Origin of the sequence: Streptomyces beihaiensis, assembly GCF_026274175.1 — a bacterium.
In the GTDB taxonomy this organism is placed as follows: Bacteria; Actinomycetota; Actinomycetes; order Streptomycetales; family Streptomycetaceae; genus Streptomyces; species Streptomyces beihaiensis.
The window spans coordinates 31,572-49,739 of sequence record NZ_JAPHNL010000257.1; the positions used below are offsets into that span (position 1 = coordinate 31,572).

Sequence of the window (18,168 nt, forward strand, 5' to 3'; positions counted from 1 at the left end):
CCGGTGCACGGAGCCGGAGCCGCCCGCCTGATGGCCGGCGCGCGCACCACCCCGCCCGCCCTGAGCCTGCGGCGGAAGCGGGGCCGTGCGACGGGGCCGAATCTGAGGGGAACGCGTCCTGGGTTGCTCCACATGCACAACATAGGTCGGGTTATGTGCGGAATGGGCGGCAGGACACGCGTATCGACCGACCTTGACTCTCCTTGGCCGGGTGTTCGATACGTCGTCGGGGTGAGCGACGCCGAGGCCGTAGACTGGTGGATCGCCCAGTCCAAGGCCATCAGCGCCCACCACGTACGGGAAGTCGCAACGTGTCGCTCACGATCGGAATCGTCGGTCTGCCGAATGTCGGTAAGTCGACCCTGTTCAACGCCCTGACCAAGAACGACGTGCTCGCGGCCAACTACCCGTTCGCGACCATCGAGCCCAACGTCGGCGTGGTCGGCGTCCCGGACGCCCGTCTGACCAAGCTGGCGGAGATCTTCACCTCGCAGCGCGTCCTCCCGGCCACGGTCGACTTCGTCGACATCGCGGGCATCGTGCGCGGTGCGAGCGAGGGCGAGGGTCTGGGCAACAAGTTCCTGGCGAACATCCGCGAGTCCGACGCGATCTGCCAGGTCATCCGCGCCTTCAAGGACGAGAACGTCGTGCACGTCGACGGCAAGATCTCGCCCAAGAACGACATCGAGACGATCAACACCGAGCTGATCCTCGCGGACCTCCAGACCATCGAGAAGGTCCTGCCGCGCCTCCAGAAGGAGTCGCGCATCAAGAAGGACGTCGCCCCGAAGGTCAAGGCCGTCGAGGAGGCCAAGGAGATCCTGGAGCGCGGCGACACCCTCTTCTCGCAGGGCATCGTCCAGGGCAGCGAGCGCAACGAGCACCTTCACGACCTGCACCTGCTGACGACGAAGCCGTTCCTCTACGTCTTCAACGTCGACGAGGACGAGCTGACCGACGACACCTTCAAGGACGAGCAGCGCGCCCTGGTCGCCCCGGCCGAGGCGATCTTCCTCAACGCCAAGCTGGAGGCCGACCTCGCCGAACTCGACGAGGCCGACGCCATGGAACTGCTTGAGTCGGTGGGCGCCGAGGAACCGGGGCTCGCCACCCTGGCCCGCGTCGGCTTCGACACCCTCGGCCTGCAGACCTACCTCACGGCGGGCCCCAAGGAGGCCCGAGCCTGGACCATCAAGAAGGGCGCCACGGCCCCCGAGGCAGCCGGTGTCATCCACACCGACTTCCAGAAGGGCTTCATCAAGGCCGAGGTCATCTCCTTCACCGACCTGGTCGAGACGGGCTCGGTCGCGGACGCGCGGGCGGCGGGCAAGGCGCGTATGGAGGGCAAGGACTACGTGATGCAGGACGGGGATGTGGTGGAGTTCCGCTTCAACGTGTAGCGGGTGACATGCCAGCACGACGCTGATCTGTCAAATGTGCAGGTCATAAGGGGTCCATCTCTCCAGAGGTGGACCCCTAGTCTTGTCCCGTGCTGGATGGGTGCTGGGTTAGCTGATTGACCATCAGTTATTTCCCCTCTCGGGTAACGCCGAGAGTGGTACGTTATCAGGTACCACTTGATGGGAGTGTTGGGCCATGTCTATAACCGCGAGCGAAGCCCGCAAGGAACTGTTTCCGTTGATCAAGAAGGTCAACGAGAACCACGAGGCCATCGAGATCGTCTCCAAGCGCGGCAACGCCGTGCTTGTCTCGGCCGAAGACTACGCCGCGCTGCGCGAGGGCTCCTACCTGCTGCGGTCGCCGGTGAACGCCCGGCGGCTGCTCAAGGCGTACGAGAATGCCCTGTCACGTATCAACGTGTCGGAGCGTGAGCTGATCGATCCCGAGTCGGCGGACGCAGACGCAGGTGCCGCGTGAGGCTTGTCTTCGAGGACCAGGGCTGGGAGGACTACACGTCCTGGCTCAAGAACGACCGCAAGATGCTTGTCCGGATCAACAGGCTTATTGAGGATGTCAGGCGTGACCCCTTCACAGGCATCGGCAAGCCAGAGCCGCTGAAGTATCACCTGCCTGGGGCCTGGTCGCGACGGATCGACGACGAGCACCGTCTCGTCTATCTGGTGATGGACGAGGAGATCGTCGTCCTCGCCGCCCGATATCACTACTGATCGGTGAGTGTTCGGCATGCTGGGGCGCCTCTTCCGCGCTGGGAAGACTTGCTTGAAACCTGGTTCTCGAAGGTGCGATCTCTGCGTGCGACGTTCCGCTTCGCTGTAGCTGAGCCCGTTCCAACTTCCATGTGACTAAATAGGGAGTCGCTGAATGGCTGATGTCACCTTCCTGAGCCAGGCCGAACCAGTTGATGAGTACGGTCGCGCTCTCTACGCGGTATCGCGATCAATTCTTAGGGCCCATTTCGATGAATTGTCGCAAGCGGACCTCGAAGACCTCAATTGCGATCGGGTGGATGTCACGTTTCGACAGCTCGCGAAGCTCGCTCGCCTCCACCGTGACAAGGGATCGCGCGGAGATGGGTTTGAGTGGGCAGTTCACGAGGCGATTGTCGGCGGCGAACCGCGCGTTGTCGATCTGGTCAGCGAAGCGCTCAGGAAGGTGAGCCCCAGGGGATTCGCTGACTTGGACAGGCCGACGTCTCTGATGTTCGGGCACGAACGTGCACGCCATCTCGGATTCACTGAGGCTGTTGTTAATAACGCGAGTGGTGATGCAGTGTTGCTGCCTGACGGGTCAGGTCGGCCGTTCGCATTTGGATCCTGGGTGCCGATCGCTGCCCGCGGTGTCGCCGCCGAACCTCAGTTGCGGAAACGGATCAAGAAAGTGTGGAAGACCGATCTGTTTCTGAGTAGTGCGGAGAAGGTGCGGTTTGCCGCCGCGACTATCAAGAGTAATTGGCATCAGCTCGAAGACGGTAACGGGCTCCGGGTGGCGATTGTTCCGCAGGCCCTGGACCTTTCGGCGGGATATCAGAGGTGGAACAGTCTCCACCTTATTGCACTGCCAGACCCGGACGGCTTCATGGGCTTGTTCAACGATGCGTATGAGGCAGTTGCTGAAGCGATTCTGACAGTTGGCAGGCATGATCGTGCACCCTATTACTACAAGCCGAGTGCGAAGGCGCAGAAGATTCAGGCGCAACTTGAGAAGTACGGGAAGGTGAAGGTGGTCGACATACTTGATGCCCTGAATGAAGCGGCGCAGCAGAATCTAATCGCTGTTGACCGAAAGCTCATGTCGGTGGAAGCGCCTACATGGCTCAATATCAATGAAAAGCGAACGCAGGTCATCGCGCCTAGGCCGGCGTTCGAGAAGCTCGACTGATCTCGGGGCGAGAAAACACTGTCCGGGCTGATGGCCTCGAAGTTGATTCTCAACCTCCCATGGCGCGAGGGATCTCCCGCAGCTGCGTGCTGTAGCGTCTGCCTCATGATGCCCTCGATCAGGTGGCGGTGGGCAGCTCCCTCGCCGCGGTCCCGGTAGTGGGTGCTGGATGTACCATCAGGCCCAGGACCTCGCGGTTGCCGTCCTCGGTGATGCCGGTGGCGACCACGACCGCCCGCGAGACGATCTGGTGGTTCACCCGCGCCTTGCCGTACGTCGCGTCCAGATAGACGTAGGGGAAGCGGACATGATCCAGCGGGCGGGTGCGGAACGCGGTCAGCGGCTCGTCCAGTGCCTGGCAGATCCGCGAGACCTCCGACTTGGAGATGCCGCTGTCCCCCGCCGAGTGCTTTGACCAGGTCATCGACGCTGCGGGCGGACACGCCGTGCACGTACGCCTCCATGATGACGGCGTAGAGAGCCTGGTCGATGCGGCGGCGCCGCTCCAGCAGGCTGGGGAAGAAGCTGCCGGTGCGGACCTTGGGGATCTCCAGGTCCAGGTCGCCGACGAGCGTGGTGAGCACCTTCTCGCGGTGACCGTTGCGGATGTTGGTCCGCGTCGGCGTGTGCTCGTTCCACTCGGCGCCGACATGAGCCGTCGCTTCGGCCTCGATCAGCTCTTGGGATCCGCTCGGCGATGACGCGGATGAGCTCGATTGCGTCCGTCGCGCGTAGTGACTCAAGGAGCCGTATCAGTTCAGACTGGGACAGGGTCATCGCTCACTCCTCATGGTTGAACTGGGCGTTCACCAAGGAGAGTTACGCGATGGCCCGCCACTTGTTCAGGGAGCGGTATTCACCCGTGGAAGTGCGCCCCGGGATCGGCTTCGGCCTACGCCGCCGATCTCGCGGCATCGATGGGGCTCGTTTGCTATGACCCGCAGGCTCGGCTGCTGCGGCCATGACCGCCTTCGGACCGAGGGCGGGTGCAGTCCGGCACGACCTTCCTGTGCGCAGGTAGCGTGACTGGCATGTCTGAGGAGTTGCCCGGTTTTCCCTACCACCCCGACCCCTTGGCGACCGGGGCGGTCGTTGAGTCCAGCACGACGTGCCTCTGCTGCAGGAGGGCGCGGGGGTTCATCTACACGGGCCCGGTGTACGCGGTCGAGGAACTTTCCAACCTGCTGTGCCCGTGGTGCATCGCGGATGGCAGCGCCGCTTCGAAGTACGACGCGCACTTCATCGGTGACCCGGCCGGGGACGATGTCCCGCTTGAGGTCGTGATGTCCGTCGACGCGTGTACGCCGGGCTTCCCCTCCTGGCAGGACCCGCAGTGGTTCTTCCACTGCGGTGATGGTGCGGCGTTCCTGGGGGCGGTCGGGATGGCCGAGCTGGCCATGTTCCCGGATGCCCTGCAGGCGCTGCGCAGCGAGGTTGGCGCGTGGGGGTGGTCTGCTGAGGCGGTGGAGAGCTATCTGGGTGCTCTGGACAAGGACAGTCAGCCCACGGGCTACCTCTTCATGTGCCGCACATGCGGCCGATACATGGCGTACACGGACTTCACGTAGCCGCAGTCAGGCGGCTGCTACGGCCGAGTCCAGCCGTTGGCGAACTCGCACTGGAGGTCCGTCCAGCGGCGCTGCTCGGCGGGGGCGTAGCCGGGGTAGCCGAGGCGCCCCACGCCCGTGACCCACTCGTCCCAGAGGCCGTCGGGCTCCGTGAAGCGGTCGGCGTGGCGGGTACCGAGGAGGGCGTCGAGGCGGAGGAGGGCGCCCAGGGCGGCGGGCTGGTCGTAGTGGAGGTCGGTGCAGGGGAGGTAGCGGTCGAGGTAGGCGGTGAGGATCTCAGCGTCGGCGTGTGTGCCGAAGCGAGCCAAGGCGAAGCAGTAGGCGCCGCCGGAATAGCAGACCTCGCTGGCCAGGAGCAGGTCGCCGATGCGTGCTCGGAACTGTTCGCGGCGGTCGACGCCGATCAGCCAGCCGGCGGTGAGACGCGAGCGCCATTCGAACCCGAGGAGGGCTTCCAGTTCCTCGTCGTTGATCGCGGCGGCGTCAGCGATCAGATGCCGGGTAAAGCGTGTGGTGTGCCACCACCGGGGGCCCAGGAACCGCCCGCCGTTCAGTACGAGATAGCGCGGGAGGCCCCCGTACGTCCTCGTCACGTAGCTCTCGACCACATGGCCGTAGCCGACTTCCTCGGGGTGCTGGAACGGCATCGGTCACCTCTCCGGGTACAGGTCGGTACGGTCGATCCAGGTGGGGGCGACGAAGATGGTGTCGCCGACGGGGGCTTCGGAGGCTTCCAGCAGGGACCAGGAGCGGGACTCCTCGACCAGGTGCTCCCAGGGCGCAGTCCAGTCGAGTTCCCAGCCCAGGGCGGGGCCGGAGACGCCGGATGTGCCGTCGGCGTCCACGCGCCAGAACTGGGAGTAGAGGATCACCTGGGCGTGGTCGGCCAGGTCGTTGATGATCTCGGTGACGTGGGCTGAAGGCCAGCCTGGGGCGTTGTCCGCAGTGGTGGGTCGCAGGCGTGCGGTGAGCGGCGGGACGACGGGGCTGCGTGCGCCGAGTTCGGTCAGGGCCCAGCGGATGCCGACGGGCTCGGTCCAGTCCGGTGGGGTCGCCCGTTCCAGGCTGGCGCGATAGGCGCGGCGCAGAGGCTCGACCGCACCGTCGATCTCCAGGCTCGCCAGGGCCATGGCCGCCCATTCGCGGACGGTCGGGTTGTCGCTGTCCAGCAGGCCGATGAGAGCGGGGCCGCAACGGGGATCGCCCGCCTCCTCGAAGACCTCGACGGCGGTCAGCTGACCGAAGCCGCCGAGGGAACGCAGTCCGTCGATGACGGCGGGGATGGCATCGGCGCCGATCCAGATCAGCTCCGCGCGGGCGTCGTAGGACTCGTCGGCATTGCCGTCGAGTTGCTGGACGAGTGTCTCGATGTGGGAGGTCATGACGCGGAGTGGTCCCGGCGCCAAAAAGTGGGGAGCCACCAGCAGAGCACCGAGCGGTCGTCGGGCCACGGGGCGCGGTCCGCGGCCGCCCAGTCCTCGAAGGAGTCCCGTGTCTGATCGATGGGGCGCCAGGCGGGGTCGAGGGGCTCGTCGTCGGCTGGAGGGCGGACGTACCGCCGGCCAAGTTTGTCGCAGGCGCCGAAGTCCTGGTAGTTCCGCTGGGCCTCGATCAGGGGGACCTTGTTCGCACCGCCGGGCATGGTCGGCCAGCGGAACTGGACCCCGTCGTCCTCCCAGAAGCAGACGGGGCAGATCTCGTACGAGCCGGGCATCGCGCCCAGCACGCGGTGCCCGCAGCACGGGCAGGGGTAGGAGTCGCTCACCTGCGCAGTGTCCTTGCCGGCCCCGCCGGTGTGCCAGGGATTTCGCCGCCTCGGAGCCCCCGGTCAGTCCGCAGCCAGTCCGCAGGACACCCGTAAACGGCCGTCGGGAGCCAACGTATGCCAACGAGGAAATCCCTGGTCAGAGCCCTGGAGGGCACTCCACCGCAGGTCAGGATCAGGCTTCAGACATTCCGCTTCAACGTGTAATACGCCCGGCGAAAGGCCGTCTGACCTGCGACGGAGCGAGTCGGGCGGCCTTTGCGGTCCGCGCGCCCCGCCGAGGTCGTCAACCGGCGGACCCCGCTCAGCCGAACCGGCGGACGCAAGCGGCTCGCAGCCGCGCGCCGTCAGTGGGACGTCGTCGTCCATGTCCGCCTCGCGACACTCTCCGGTCTCACCGGCGACCATGAACCCGAAGAACGCTGTAGGCGCCGATGGCCCCAGTCGGATGCGGGCGGGGCATTGGGCGGGGTTCAAGGGCAAGGCTTCATGGTGGCGTCGTCGAGGTCGGGAAACTCTCGTGCGGCCTGCGCGGCGGTTCGGAGCGAATCGCTCCGGGACGGCGGTGAGGTCGCGATTGACCTGTGGAGCCAGTCAGGCTCGGGCTCATACGGGGCGGCTGCTTCCCACGGGCCGCATACACGGAAGTCGTCACCGTTCAGGCGGCCCACATGTGGTGCCGTCCCAAGGCTCGGTGTTCGGGGGTGATACCGCCGTGCGGGGCGAGGGCGTCGGGAGGTCCAGCGTCGCTCCGGCCGGGCGGGTCTCGGCGGCCCGGGGCGAGCCGGTCGAGCGTGTCCTCGACGTCGTCGGCGTCCTGCCACCGGTCGCCCGGCCCACCCGCTGTGCCGTCTGCACTCGCCTCGTCCACGGGTTGTTGTCTACGGGTGGTACTTCTCGGCGATGGTCTCGGCCTTGCCCAGCGTGGAGTCCAAAGTGACCCGGACGGTCACCGCGCTGGTCTTCGCGGCCTTCTCCAACTGGCCGACGGTGCACTTCGAGGTGCCATAGCCCTTGCTGTCCATGGTCACCTTGCCGTAGGTGTCGGAGCAGATCGCGGCCGCGCCGAGGATCCTGGTGGCGTTGGAGACCATGAACGCCTGCTTGGTGCCGCCGTTGTCGGGAGTGACGATCAGCTTGCCGGGCGCCAGATAGCTCAGCTTGCCGACGAGCGTGCGCTGGTGGCCGTCGGAGCCGCGGCTCGGGCCGGAGGTGTCGACCGGCGGGCAGGTGCCGGTCTTCTCGCCGATGCTGTTGATCTCGGCGTTGGACCGCGGGTCACCCGCGTAGTTCCTCTGGTCGGTGCACTTCACTCCGGACGTCGTGGCAGCGCCCGGACGGGAAGCATGGGAAGAACCCCGGTGGCTCGCGGCGGACTTGGTGGTGGCGGGCCGGCCGGCGGCGTGTGCGGGGCCGGCGGTGGCGGAGCCGCCGGCAGTGGCGCTGGCCGTGGCCGTGGCCGATGGACCGGTGGCGGAAGAGGCATCCGAAGACGTCGCGTCTCCGGGCCCGCAGGCGGTCAGCGCGAGCCCCGCGGCGACCAGCACGGCCGCCGACGCTCCCCAACGGGCATTCCTGATACGCATGATGTCTCTCTTCCACTCTCGACGCTGTCCCCACCGGAGCAGGTGGCGGTGCGGCCAGCCCGGCCCCTTGCGAGGCGGCCCCCCGGCTGACATGTCGACCCTCGCACGGGCCGACCGCCCACGTCGTCGGCTGTTACAGCCGCGTAGCACAACGCCATACGCGTCCCGACAATCGGCACAAGAGCATCGCCCGGATGTGGGAACGGACCCTGCGACGCGTCCGTCCAGGGCGCGTTGATGCCGGACCGACGCCTCACGTACGCGGACACACCGGGGGTCAGGACCCGCGTCCGGCTGAGTTGAGCAGGTCACGTGCGCAGGGGAGAGAGACAGAGAAGCCCGGCGGGGTTCGCCGGGGAAGACGGTCGGCGCCCCAGTGGCCCGGCTGATCACCTGGGACAGTGGGGCGGCCGACCTTCAGGTCATCCGTACCGCGCGGCGCGTCTGCGTCTGTCGACGCGGACCGGGCCACCTCGTCGGCGGGCAAGTGGCGCGGTGAGACGTGACGTACAGGGACGCGCGTGCGGGTCCACGGCGGTCTCAGACACTCACCGAGGCCGGGCTGAGCGTGGTGGTGGTGCGTCGGGTGGCGGCGGAAACGGCTGCCATCGCGGCGCAGTTGAGGATCAGAGCGATGACGCCCACGTTCAGGTCCTTGACCGCTTGGGGCAGGCCGGGCAGCAGGCTGCCCACGCTCGTGCCGGTGAGCGTCACCACGATGACCGCCGCGACTCCGACGATCATGCCGGCCGCGGCCCCCTGCTTGGTCACCAGCTGACGTGGTGCCAGGCTCGCCAGCAGGGCGGGGAAGAGCTGGGTCACGAGGGCGTACCCCATCAGGAGCAGGGAGACCAGCGAACTGCCGCCGTTGAGGGCGAAGTACAGCGAGATCAAAGCGATCACCGGCACCAGCCTCTTGGCGAGGCGGGCGGTGTCCGCGTCGCTGCTCGCGGGGCGGGCGAGCTGGTACACGTTCTTGGCCAGGCACGTGGCCGAACTCATCAGAAGCAGCGAGCCTGGTACGAGCGCCGTGAGCAGTCCGGCGCCGCCGACGACACCGACGAACCAGGGCGGGAACGACGCGGTGGTGATCCGCAGCAGCGACAGGTCGGTGTCCGAGCCCGTGAGCCCCGGCACGACGAGGATCGCGGCGAAGCCGACGAAGAAGACGAACAGCAGAACGAGCTGGTACAGCGGCATGAAGATGGCGTTGCGGCGGAACACCCGCTCGTTCTGGGCGCTGTAGGAGGCGCCGAACGTGTGCGGCCACATGTAGAAGCCGAGCGCCGACAGCAGCACGGTGGAGGCGAACCATGCCGGGCTCATCCCGCTGGAGTGCAGGGTGAGGAAGTGCGGCTGGGCCGCGTCGACCTGGTGGAACATCGCGCCGATGCCGCCGAAGTAGTGCAGCGGCAGGTATATGCCGAGGATCAGGACGACGGCCAGGATGGCGATGTCCTTCAGCAGCGCGGTCCAGGCCGATCCGTGGATGCCGGAGACGGTCACGTAGAGCGTCAGCGCGACCGTGCCGATGACGATGGCCCAGTGCGGGGAGACGTGTCCGTACGAGGAGACCGAGACGATGATGCCCAGTCCCTTCAACTGAAGGACGAGGTACGGCACCATCGCGACGACACCCACGAGCGCGACCAGTCCGCCGAGCAGCGGGCTTTGGAACTTCGAGACGAAGAAGTCGGACTGGGAGACCAGCCGGTGTTCCTTGGCGTATCGCCAGATCGGCGGCAGCAGCCAGTAGGAGATGACGTAGGCCAGTGAGGCGTAGCAGAGGATGTAGAACGCGGGCGCGCCCTTGCCGTACGCCCAGCCGGAGGCGCCGAGGAACGTGAACGTCGTGTAGATCTCGCCCGCGAGCAGCAGAAACACGAAGATCGTGCCGAAGCCCCGGCCGCCGACCGACCACTGTTCGAGGTCCATGTCCTTGCCTCGTCGGGCGCGGAGCCCCAGCCCCATCGAGGCGGCGAGGAAGACGAAGATGATGGCGAGCGCGGTCATGACGTGTGCTCCTCGGGCTGTGCGGACTCGGGGAGGGTGCTGCGATTGGCCGGGTCGAGCCGGTAGATGACGGCCATGGTCACCGAGATGAGCACGACCCAGATGACCAGCCAGAAGAGGATGAAAGGCATGCCCAGGACGTAGGGCGTCACGCGGTTGGCGAAGAAAATGCCAACCAGTATCCCGACAAACGGGGCGACACCGAGCAAGTGGACGGACTTCACGGTAGGGGAACCTCCTGCGGCGGCCCGTGTGGCCGCCAGGGAAAGGTGTTCCGCCGTCTGCGGCGAGGTGTGGTGACGGGGCCGGTCGGGCGGGAGCGGGTGGGGTGCCTCCGCCGGGGGTCGGATCAGCGACCCTCGGCGGAGCGGCAAGCGGAGCGTCCTTTGTAACTTCCGTGTAGCGAAATATTGTTTTCGCTTAGGGGAATATATAGATTCACGCCGCGGTCGAGGTCAAGAGATTCGCGCGAACCCGCATAAATTCGACATTTTGTTGAATGTCGACCGCTCCAATGCCGTCCCCGCCCGTGATGCTCCGGGCGGTCGGCCCCGACCCGGCAGGCGGTGCCAGAGCCTGCCGGTCTACGGGTATGTGTATGTCAGTCGTGGCTGAAGTGGATCCTCGGCAGTACGCGGCGCAGCCAGGCGGGGGTGTGCCAGGCGGCCCTGCCGGTGAGGCGGAGCAGTACCGGCAGCAGGACCAGCCGGACCAGCGCGGCGTCGAGCAGGACCGCGACGCCGAGCACGATGCCCATCTCCTTCGGCGGCAGCGGCCCCGACAGGGCGAAGGTGAAGAAGACGGCCACCATGACGGCCGCCGCGGCGAAGACGACGCGGCCCGAGTGGCCGAGTGCGGCGACCGCGGCGGTGCGCGGGCTGCCGGTCCGCTCGTAGTGCTCCTTGGCCGTGGAGAGCAGGAACACCGTGTAGTCCATGGCGATCGCGAAGATCATCGCGAAGAAGAAGACCGGAGCCCAGCCGTCCAGGAAGCCCTGCGGGGTGAAGCCGAGCAGTCCCGCGCCGTGGCCGTCCTGGAAGACGAGCCGGGCGGCGCCGAAGGCCGCGGCGGTGGCGAGCAGGTTGGTGACCGTACCGATGAGCGCCACCAGCGGCGCCTGCAGGGCGATCAGGAGCAGCAGGAAGCCCAGGGCGAGGACGACTCCCATGACGAGCGGCGTCTTGGCGTCCAGTGTGCTCTGCAGATCCAGGTTCTCGACGGCCGCGCCGCCCACGAGCGCGCCGTCGGGCAGGTCGTGGCGGAGCGTGTCCACGGTTCGCGCGAGCGACGGGTCCGACGGGTCCACCGCGGGCACGGCCTGAAAGAGCGTCAGGGCGCTGCCGTCCTGGGCCCGCTGCCCCGGCAGCACGCCCGCGATCGCCTTGTCGGCCTTCAGTACCTGCTCGGCCCGCGCCGCGACACCGCTCGGCGTGACGATCTGCAGCGTGCCGGGCGCGCCGTCACCGAACGCCTTCTGCACGGTCTCGTACCCGACGCGCGAGGAGTCGTGGGGCGGGACGACGGTGATCGACGGCATCGCGGTACGCAGCCCGAGCACCGGCGCGGCGAGCGCGACGAGGACGAGCAGCGCGGGCAGGCCGTGGCGGACCGGGTGCCGCCACAGCCGTTCGCCCCAGGCGGTGAAGCGCGGCGAGGGCCCTTCGCCCGTGGCGGTCGCGCGGGCGAAGGGGAGCGAGGCCGCGTTGACCCTGGCGCCCAGGCGGCCGAGGACGGCGGGCAGCAGGGTGAGCGTGGCGGCGAGGACGAAGACGACGGCCAGCATGATGCCGAGCGCCATCGAGCGGAAGGCCGGGGCCGGTACGAGCATCACCGCCGACAGGCTGACCAGGACGGTCAGTCCGGACAGCGCGACGGCCTTGCCCGCGGTGTCCATCGTCTCGGCGACGGCCCGCACGGGCGCGCCGTGCCGGGCGAGCGCGGCGCGGAACCGTACGACGAGGAAGAGCGCGTAGTCGATACCCAGGGCGAGCGCGAACATCATCGCGAAGTTCATCGCCCAGATGGATGTCGGTGTGAGGTGGTCGAGGAGCACGAGCGCGCCCGCCGACGCCGCGAGTCCCGCGATGGTCAGCAGCAGCGGAAGCCCGGCGGCCACCAGGGAGCCGAAGGCCAGGACGAGGATGGCCATGGTCACCGGCCACGACACCATCTCCGACTTCATCATCGAGTCGTGGTTGGCGGTGTTGAAGTCGCTCCACATCACCGACGAACCGGTCGCCGTGACCTGGATGCCGTGGCCCGACAGGTCCGCCAGGGGCTTCTTCAGGTCGTCGGCCGCCCTGACCATGTCGTTCGTGTCGGCGGCCGCCCCCGCCAGGAGGACGGCGGTCTTCCCGTCGCGGCTGATGGTCGCGCCCGGTTGTGGCGGGACGACCTGGGAGACGCGGGGGTCACCCTCCAGCAGGGCGGTCGCCTTGCCGATCACCTTCTGGGCGGCGGCGTCGGACACCGGCTTGTCGGAGGCGACGACGACCTGGAGGGCGGAGGAGGCGTTGCCCCCGAAGTGCTCACGGGCCAGTTCGCGCACCGTGACGGACTGCGAGCCGCTCGCCTGCCACCCGGCCCCGGCCAGCGCCGACGTCACCTGAGGGGCGAAGGCCCCGAGGCCCGCCACCACGGCCAGCCACAGCACCAGGACGAGGCGGAGGTGGGTGGTGGCCCCTACGCCGAGGCGTCCGAGGCGCCCCGGCGGCTTGGGCGGCTTCGTCGGCCCCTGTGGGCCGCGGGCGTCCGCCGTGGTCGCTGTCGTGGACGGGGTGGTGGTCATCTCGGCTGTCTTCCTCTCGGCACACAGATACCCCCGGGGGTAAGTTCCCGTGTAGCGTACGGGTTACCCCCGGGGGTATGCAAAGAGGGTGTGCGGGCCCTTGGCTCGGCGGTCCCTGGCCCGGCGGCCCACCGGTCCGTTGGCCCACCGGGCCGTTGGCCCCCTGGTCCGGTCCGTTGGCCCCCCGGTCCGGCGGGCCGCGCCCGGGAGGACGAGGGGCGCGCGTCACCCCTGTGCCGCGAGCCCCGACTTCAGGCCCGCCCCGCACAGCGGCACCACCGCGCTGCGGCCTGCCAGGGTCGCGCCCAGGGGGCCGCTCTCGCGGGTCGCCGCCCAGCAGGCCACGCCGGTCGACTCGACGTACAGGCCCTGCGAGGCGAGGTCGAGCTGGGCATGGCGGATCTGGTCCTCCGTCACCGTGTGGAAGGCACCGCCGGACTCGCGGACCGCGCGCAGGATCTGGCGGGCCCGGGGTGGGGCCGGGATCGCGATGCCCTCGGCGAGGGTGGGGGCCACCGCCACCGGTTCGGTCACGTCGTCCGCGCCCTGCTGCCACGCCCGCGCCAGCGGCGCGACCGCCGCCGCCTGGACGGCGTGCAGGGCGGGGCGGCGGTCGATGAGGCCGGCCGAGTGCAGCTCGGCGACGGCGAGGGCGGCGCCGAGCAGGAGCGTGCCGTTGCCGACGGGCACGACGATGACATCGGGCAGGCGTCCGCCCAGGTCCTCCCAGAGCTCGTGGACGTACGTCTTGGTGCCGTGCAGGAAGTACGGGTTGAAGACGTGACTGGCGTAGAAGACGCCGTCGCCGTCCGCCGCGGCGCGGGCGGCGCGGGCCGCCGCTTCCCGGCCGCCCGTGACCGGCTCCACGCGCGCGCCGTGCGCCCTGATCTGTTCGAGCTTCTTGGGTGACGTGCCGTCGGGGACGTACACCGCGCACGGCAGCCCCGCGCGGGCGCAGTACGCGGCGACGGACGTGCCCGCGTTGCCGCTGCTGTCGGCGACGACGAGGTCGGGGCGCAGGTGGGCGGCGAGCGCGGTGAGCAGGACGGCGCCGCGGTCCTTGAACGACAGCGTCGGCATGAGGAAGTCCAGTTTGGCCGAGACGTCGCCGGTGAGCGGGACGAGCGGGGTGCGGCCCTCGCCGAGGGTGAAGTCCGGCCTGGGCAGCGGCAGGCACTCGGCGTACCGCCACAGTGAACCGGGCCGGTTCGTCAGGGACTTGAGCGGGGCCGGGGTGGGGTGGTGATCGAGGTCGAGCGGGCCGCGGCAGGCGGGGCAGCACCAGGTGAGGGAGGCGGAGGGGATGCGGGTGCCGTCGGTCGGGCAGTAGCGATCGGGGAGGGCGCTCATGGGGGAGAGGGTAGGCGGGGTGCGGCCGGTGCGGCCGGTGCGCCGGGGGTCGACGTGGCTCGTACGCACGGTCGATGTCTGGGTTGATGTGTGAATCCCGCACTACCTGGAGAAACTCACCCGGTAAAGCCCTTGGCGGCCGTCAGTCATCACATCGAGTGATTCTTTGGCCTTTGCTTGCACGGCTCAACTCACGGTTGTCACGCTGTTGCTGTCTGTCGATCAGGCAGTGTTCAGCCCGCAGTTGTTCGGTCTTGGTCCGTGGTTGTCCGGTGGGGGGAATTCGGTGGGAGTTGTCAGTGGCATTCGGTGAGCAGCCGGCGTACCTGCGCGTCGCGGGTGATCTCCGCAAGAAGATCGTCGATGGTTCGCTCCCGCCGCACACCCGCCTGCCTTCCCAGGCGAGAATCCGCGAGGAGTACGGCGTCTCGGACACGGTCGCCCTCGAAGCCCGCAAAGTGCTCATGGCGGAGGGACTCGTCGAGGGGCGCTCGGGCTCGGGGACGTATGTGCGCGAGCGGCCCGTGCCGCGCAAGGTGGCCAGGTCGGGATACCGGGCGGACGGCGGATCCACGCCGTTCCGCCAGGAGCAGGCCGACCCGGCGGCCCGCGGCACCTGGGAGTCCCGCAGCGAGCAGGAGGCAGCGGACGCCGCCGTCGCCGAGCGGCTCGGCCTGCGCCCCGGCGACCGCGTGATGTGCACCAAGTACGTGTACCGGGACGCGGGCGAGACGATGATGCTGGCCACGTCGTGGGAACCGCTGGCAGTCACGGGGCGCACGCCCGTGATGCTGCCGGAGGAGGGGCCGCTCGGCGGCTGCGGCGTCGTCGAACGCATGGCGGCGATCGACGTGGTGGTGGACAACGTGACGGAGGAAGTGGCCGCCCGCCCGGGTCTCGCCGAGGAGTTGAGCGCCCTCGGCGGCGTGCCGGGGCATGTCGTCATCGTCATCCACCGCACGTTCTTCGCCTCCGGTCGCCCGGTCGAGACGGCCGACGTCGTCGTCCCGGCGGACCGGTACCGGATCGCGTACCACCTGCCGGTGAAGTGACGGGCACGGGCGCCGATAGCCGGACAGGGCGTCCGCGTCGCGTGACGACGAGTTAACCGGGGGAGGCGCCCCGTAACAGCGGGGCAATCCCGCGCCGCCCGGAATTGTCATGCACGGCTCCTACCTTCCTGCTGCGTACTTGGTATACCGCAGCCGGACGAACGGGAGCCGATCTTGACCGAGCCCGCCCTGACCAGCACCCACCCGGCGGCTCCGGCGCCGTCCGGACCGCCCGAACAACCCGCGCCCTCCGCGCCCTCCGCGTCTTCCGCGCCCTCCGCGTCTTCCGGGGCTTCCGCACCCTCCGCGCCCTCGGCGCCTTCCGTCCCCTCCGCGCCCTCCGGTGCGTCCGGGCCCGACGCGCCCAAGCGCAGTTACGCCAGGCTGGCCGCCGACGAGTCGCGCGAGGACTTCTCCCTGCGCTACGCCCCGCACTCCTACCGGCGCTGGTCGCCGACGATGGTCGCCTCCACCGCGCTCGGCGGCATCGCCTACCTCGCCGACTTCGCGATCGGCGCGTCCATCGTCTTCACGTACGGATTCACCAGCGGGCTCGCCTCGATCCTCTGCGCGGCGACAATCATCTTCATCACCGGCGTCCCGATCGCCCGAGCCTGCGCCACGTACGGCCTGGACATGGACCTGATCACACGCGGCGCCGGGTTCGGTTACTTCGGCTCCACCCTCACGTCCCTCATCTACGCCTCCTTCACCTTCATCTTCTTCGCGCTCGAAGGCTCGATCATGGCGCAGGCGATGCACGAGGTGGCCGGACTGCCGCTGCCCGTCGGCTACTTGCTGACCACACTCGTCGTCATCCCGATCGTCTTCCGCGGGATGGGCGCACTCGCCAAGGTGCAGGCGTGGACCCAGCCGCTCTGGCTCATCGGGCTCGTCCTGCCCTTCGTCGTCCTCGCCTTCCACTCGCCGGGCTCGTTCTCGGCGTTCACCCATTTCGGCGGCACCGAGGGCGCGGGCAGCGGCTTCTCCTGGACCGGATTCGGGCTCGGCACCGGCGTCGCGCTCTCACTCATCGCGCAGATCGGTGAACAGGCCGACTACCTGCGCTTCATGCCGGCCCGCACGGAGTCCCACCGCGGGCGATGGAATCTGGCCGTTCTCGCGGCCGGGCCCGGATGGGTGATCATCGGCGCCGCCAAGCAGCTCGGCGGGGCGCTGCTCGCCTTCGTCGCGCTGGGGGCCGTCGGCAGGACCCACGCGCTCGAACCCATCGCGCCGCAGGTCGAGGCGCTCAAGCCGTGGCTCGGCTCGGCGGCGCTGCCGGCCGCCGCGCTCTTCGTCGTCGTGTCGCAGATCAAGATCAACGTGACCAACGCGTACAGCGGTTCGCTCTCCTGGTCGAACTTCTTCTCCCGCGTCACCCACCGCCACCCGGGCCGCGTCTGGTACATCTTCCTCAACCTCGCCATCGCGCTGACGCTGATGGAGATGAACATGTTCGCCGCGTTGAACAGACTGCTCGGCTTCTACTCGAACGTGGGCATCGCCTGGATCGCGGCGGTCGCCGCCGACCTGGTCATCAACAAGCGGATGGGCTGGAGCCCGAAGTACATCGAGTTCAAGCGCGCGTACCTGTATGCCGTGAACCCGGCCGGGTTCGGCTCGATGGTGATCGCGTCGACCGTCTCGATCATGGCGTTCTTCGGCCTCTTCGGAGAGTACGCCGAGGCGTTCTCCACGTTCATCGCCGCAGGTCTGGCCCTGGTGCTCTGCCCGCTGATCGCCTGGGCGACGAAGGGCAGGTACTACCTGGCGCGGCCGAATCCGGTGAACGGTCCGGATGCCGCCGTCGAGGACGTCACCGCCACCCACACGTGCCGCGTCTGCGAGACGGCGTACGAGCTGCCGGACATCGCCGACTGCCCGGTCCACTCCGGACCCGTCTGCTCGCTCTGCTGCTCCCTCGACTCCGGTTGCGGCGACGCGTGCACCAGGAGGCCGACGGGGGAGCCGGTGCTCATGCCGATGCCGACGCTGCGCACGGACTGACCGGCCTCAGCACCACGAGGGGGGCGCGTCCGGGCGGACGCGCCCCCCTCGCCACGTCCGCCGATGGCTTGTTGCGTACCTCTTTGTGTAAACCCGTATCCGCTCCGTAAATGTCTGGCGTAGGCTCGGGCATATGCGGGGTGAGGTTTCCTCGGGGGACGGGGAAGCGGAACGGGACGGGGAAGCGGAGGGGCGCGATGACCGACAGCACGACCACACTTCCGTGGCTCGTCGTACGCGAGGACGGGAACGGGAACCGCTACCGCGTGGGGAGGTACGCGACCAGGGCGGAGGCGCAGCGCCTCGCCGACAGCCTCGACGACCGCAACGCCGAGCGGCTCTACTGCGTCGAGCGTCTTGAGCAGCCGAGCGGCAGGGAGCGCAACGGGACGGTACGCAACGGGTCGGCGCGCAACGGCACGGCGCGCAACGGCACGGTGCGCGGCACGTGACCGCGCGCTCCGGCACGTGACCGCGCGCTCCGGTGCGTCACACGCGCCGAGTGCGCCGCAGGACCCGTACCGCGGGCCACGCGAACAGCGCGTCGACGCCCCACATGAACAGGCTGGTGACGATCCACTCACCCGTGCTCGTCTCGGAGTCGGTGGCGCCGCCGATGCAGTACAGCAGCGCGATCAGGCCCCACACCACGGTGAGCAGACCGAAGACGACGAGCAGCGCCGTCTGACCGCCGGTCCGCCGGGTCGGCGCCGTCGCCCCCGCCGCGCGCACGCCC

17 protein-coding genes and 2 pseudogenes are annotated in these 18,168 nt (G+C 68.6%); 8 read left to right on the top strand and 11 right to left on the bottom strand.

Translation table 11 applies throughout. From position 1 onward, the window contains the following. Window positions 1-311: 311 nt before the first annotated feature. The 4 genes from ychF (at window position 312) to OFY01_RS20305 (ending at window position 3,300) form a co-directional block, all read left to right on the top strand. Window positions 312-1,400, top strand: coding sequence for a redox-regulated ATPase YchF (ychF, locus tag OFY01_RS20290; RefSeq protein ID WP_266601924.1), 1,089 nt, complete (start codon window positions 312-314; stop codon window positions 1,398-1,400). Between the two features lie 196 nt (window positions 1,401-1,596). Beyond that, complete coding sequence (locus OFY01_RS20295) at window positions 1,597-1,878, top strand: type II toxin-antitoxin system Phd/YefM family antitoxin (protein WP_266601926.1); 282 nt, start codon at window positions 1,597-1,599, stop codon at window positions 1,876-1,878. Further along, complete coding sequence (locus tag OFY01_RS20300) at window positions 1,875-2,129, top strand: Txe/YoeB family addiction module toxin (protein ID WP_266601928.1); 255 nt, start codon at window positions 1,875-1,877, stop codon at window positions 2,127-2,129. Before OFY01_RS20295 ends, OFY01_RS20300 begins: the two co-directional genes overlap by 4 nt. 154 nt (window positions 2,130-2,283) lie before the next feature. Then, on the top strand, window positions 2,284-3,300 hold the full coding sequence (locus OFY01_RS20305) for a hypothetical protein (protein ID WP_266601930.1): 1,017 nt from the start codon (window positions 2,284-2,286) through the stop codon (window positions 3,298-3,300). A 172-nt stretch (window positions 3,301-3,472) separates the two neighbouring features. Here the strand turns inward: OFY01_RS20305 and OFY01_RS20310 are convergent. Continuing rightward, window positions 3,473-4,077: pseudogene (locus OFY01_RS20310) on the bottom strand (IS256 family transposase); the annotation flags it as partial. Window positions 4,078-4,331: 254 nt separating this feature from the next. Between OFY01_RS20310 and OFY01_RS20315 the strand changes: the two are divergent. After that, window positions 4,332-4,868, top strand: coding sequence for a CbrC family protein (locus tag OFY01_RS20315; protein ID WP_266601932.1), 537 nt, complete (start codon window positions 4,332-4,334; stop codon window positions 4,866-4,868). Window positions 4,869-4,885: 17 nt separating this feature from the next. Here OFY01_RS20315 and OFY01_RS20320 read toward each other — a convergent pair whose 3' ends face one another. From OFY01_RS20320 to OFY01_RS20360, 9 genes are all read right to left on the bottom strand, one after another. Then, window positions 4,886-5,515, bottom strand: a complete 630-nt coding sequence (locus OFY01_RS20320) for a DUF6000 family protein (RefSeq protein ID WP_266601934.1) — start codon at window positions 5,513-5,515, stop codon at window positions 4,886-4,888. 3 nt (window positions 5,516-5,518) lie between these two features. After that, window positions 5,519-6,250, bottom strand: coding sequence for a HEAT repeat domain-containing protein (locus OFY01_RS20325; protein WP_266601936.1), 732 nt, complete (start codon window positions 6,248-6,250; stop codon window positions 5,519-5,521). Then, complete coding sequence (locus OFY01_RS20330) at window positions 6,247-6,633, bottom strand: CPCC family cysteine-rich protein (RefSeq protein WP_266601938.1); 387 nt, start codon at window positions 6,631-6,633, stop codon at window positions 6,247-6,249. The genes OFY01_RS20325 and OFY01_RS20330 overlap by 4 nt, the downstream gene beginning before the upstream one ends. A 658-nt stretch (window positions 6,634-7,291) precedes the next feature. Next, complete coding sequence (locus OFY01_RS20335; protein ID WP_266601940.1) at window positions 7,292-7,504, bottom strand: hypothetical protein; 213 nt, start codon at window positions 7,502-7,504, stop codon at window positions 7,292-7,294. 10 nt (window positions 7,505-7,514) lie between these two features. Continuing rightward, on the bottom strand, window positions 7,515-7,946 hold the full coding sequence (locus OFY01_RS20340) for a hypothetical protein (RefSeq protein ID WP_266601941.1): 432 nt from the start codon (window positions 7,944-7,946) through the stop codon (window positions 7,515-7,517). A gap of 813 nt (window positions 7,947-8,759) precedes the next feature. Beyond that, window positions 8,760-10,232, bottom strand: coding sequence for a sodium:solute symporter family protein (locus tag OFY01_RS20345; protein WP_266601942.1), 1,473 nt, complete (start codon window positions 10,230-10,232; stop codon window positions 8,760-8,762). Beyond that, window positions 10,229-10,456, bottom strand: coding sequence for a DUF3311 domain-containing protein (locus tag OFY01_RS20350; RefSeq protein ID WP_266601943.1), 228 nt, complete (start codon window positions 10,454-10,456; stop codon window positions 10,229-10,231). The genes OFY01_RS20345 and OFY01_RS20350 overlap by 4 nt, the downstream gene beginning before the upstream one ends. Window positions 10,457-10,833: 377 nt before the next feature. Continuing rightward, the gene (locus OFY01_RS20355; protein WP_266601944.1) at window positions 10,834-13,020 is read right to left on the bottom strand and encodes an MMPL family transporter; all 2,187 of its coding nucleotides are present in this window, start codon (window positions 13,018-13,020) and stop codon (window positions 10,834-10,836) included. Between the two features lie 225 nt (window positions 13,021-13,245). Then, entirely contained in the window at window positions 13,246-14,370 is a 1,125-nt protein-coding gene (locus OFY01_RS20360; protein ID WP_266601945.1) for a threonine synthase, read from the bottom strand. Between the two features lie 299 nt (window positions 14,371-14,669). On the opposite strand from OFY01_RS20360, the gene OFY01_RS20365 reads away from it, so the two are divergent. From OFY01_RS20365 to OFY01_RS20375, 3 genes are all read left to right on the top strand, one after another. Beyond that, entirely contained in the window at window positions 14,670-15,422 is a 753-nt protein-coding gene (locus OFY01_RS20365) for a GntR family transcriptional regulator (RefSeq protein ID WP_266601946.1), read from the top strand. Window positions 15,423-15,596: 174 nt separating this feature from the next. Further along, a complete protein-coding gene (locus OFY01_RS20370) occupies window positions 15,597-17,432 on the top strand; it encodes a purine-cytosine permease family protein (protein WP_456115289.1) in 1,836 nt (611 codons plus the stop codon). Window positions 17,433-17,629: 197 nt separating this feature from the next. Further along, window positions 17,630-17,884: an SPOR domain-containing protein gene (locus OFY01_RS20375; protein ID WP_266601948.1), complete on the top strand. Its 255-nt coding sequence runs from the start codon at window positions 17,630-17,632 to the stop codon at window positions 17,882-17,884. Window positions 17,885-17,921: 37 nt separating this feature from the next. On the opposite strand, the pseudogene OFY01_RS20380 reads toward OFY01_RS20375, so the two are convergent. Next, window positions 17,922-18,168 (bottom strand): annotated as a pseudogene (locus OFY01_RS20380) (insulinase family protein); the annotation flags it as partial.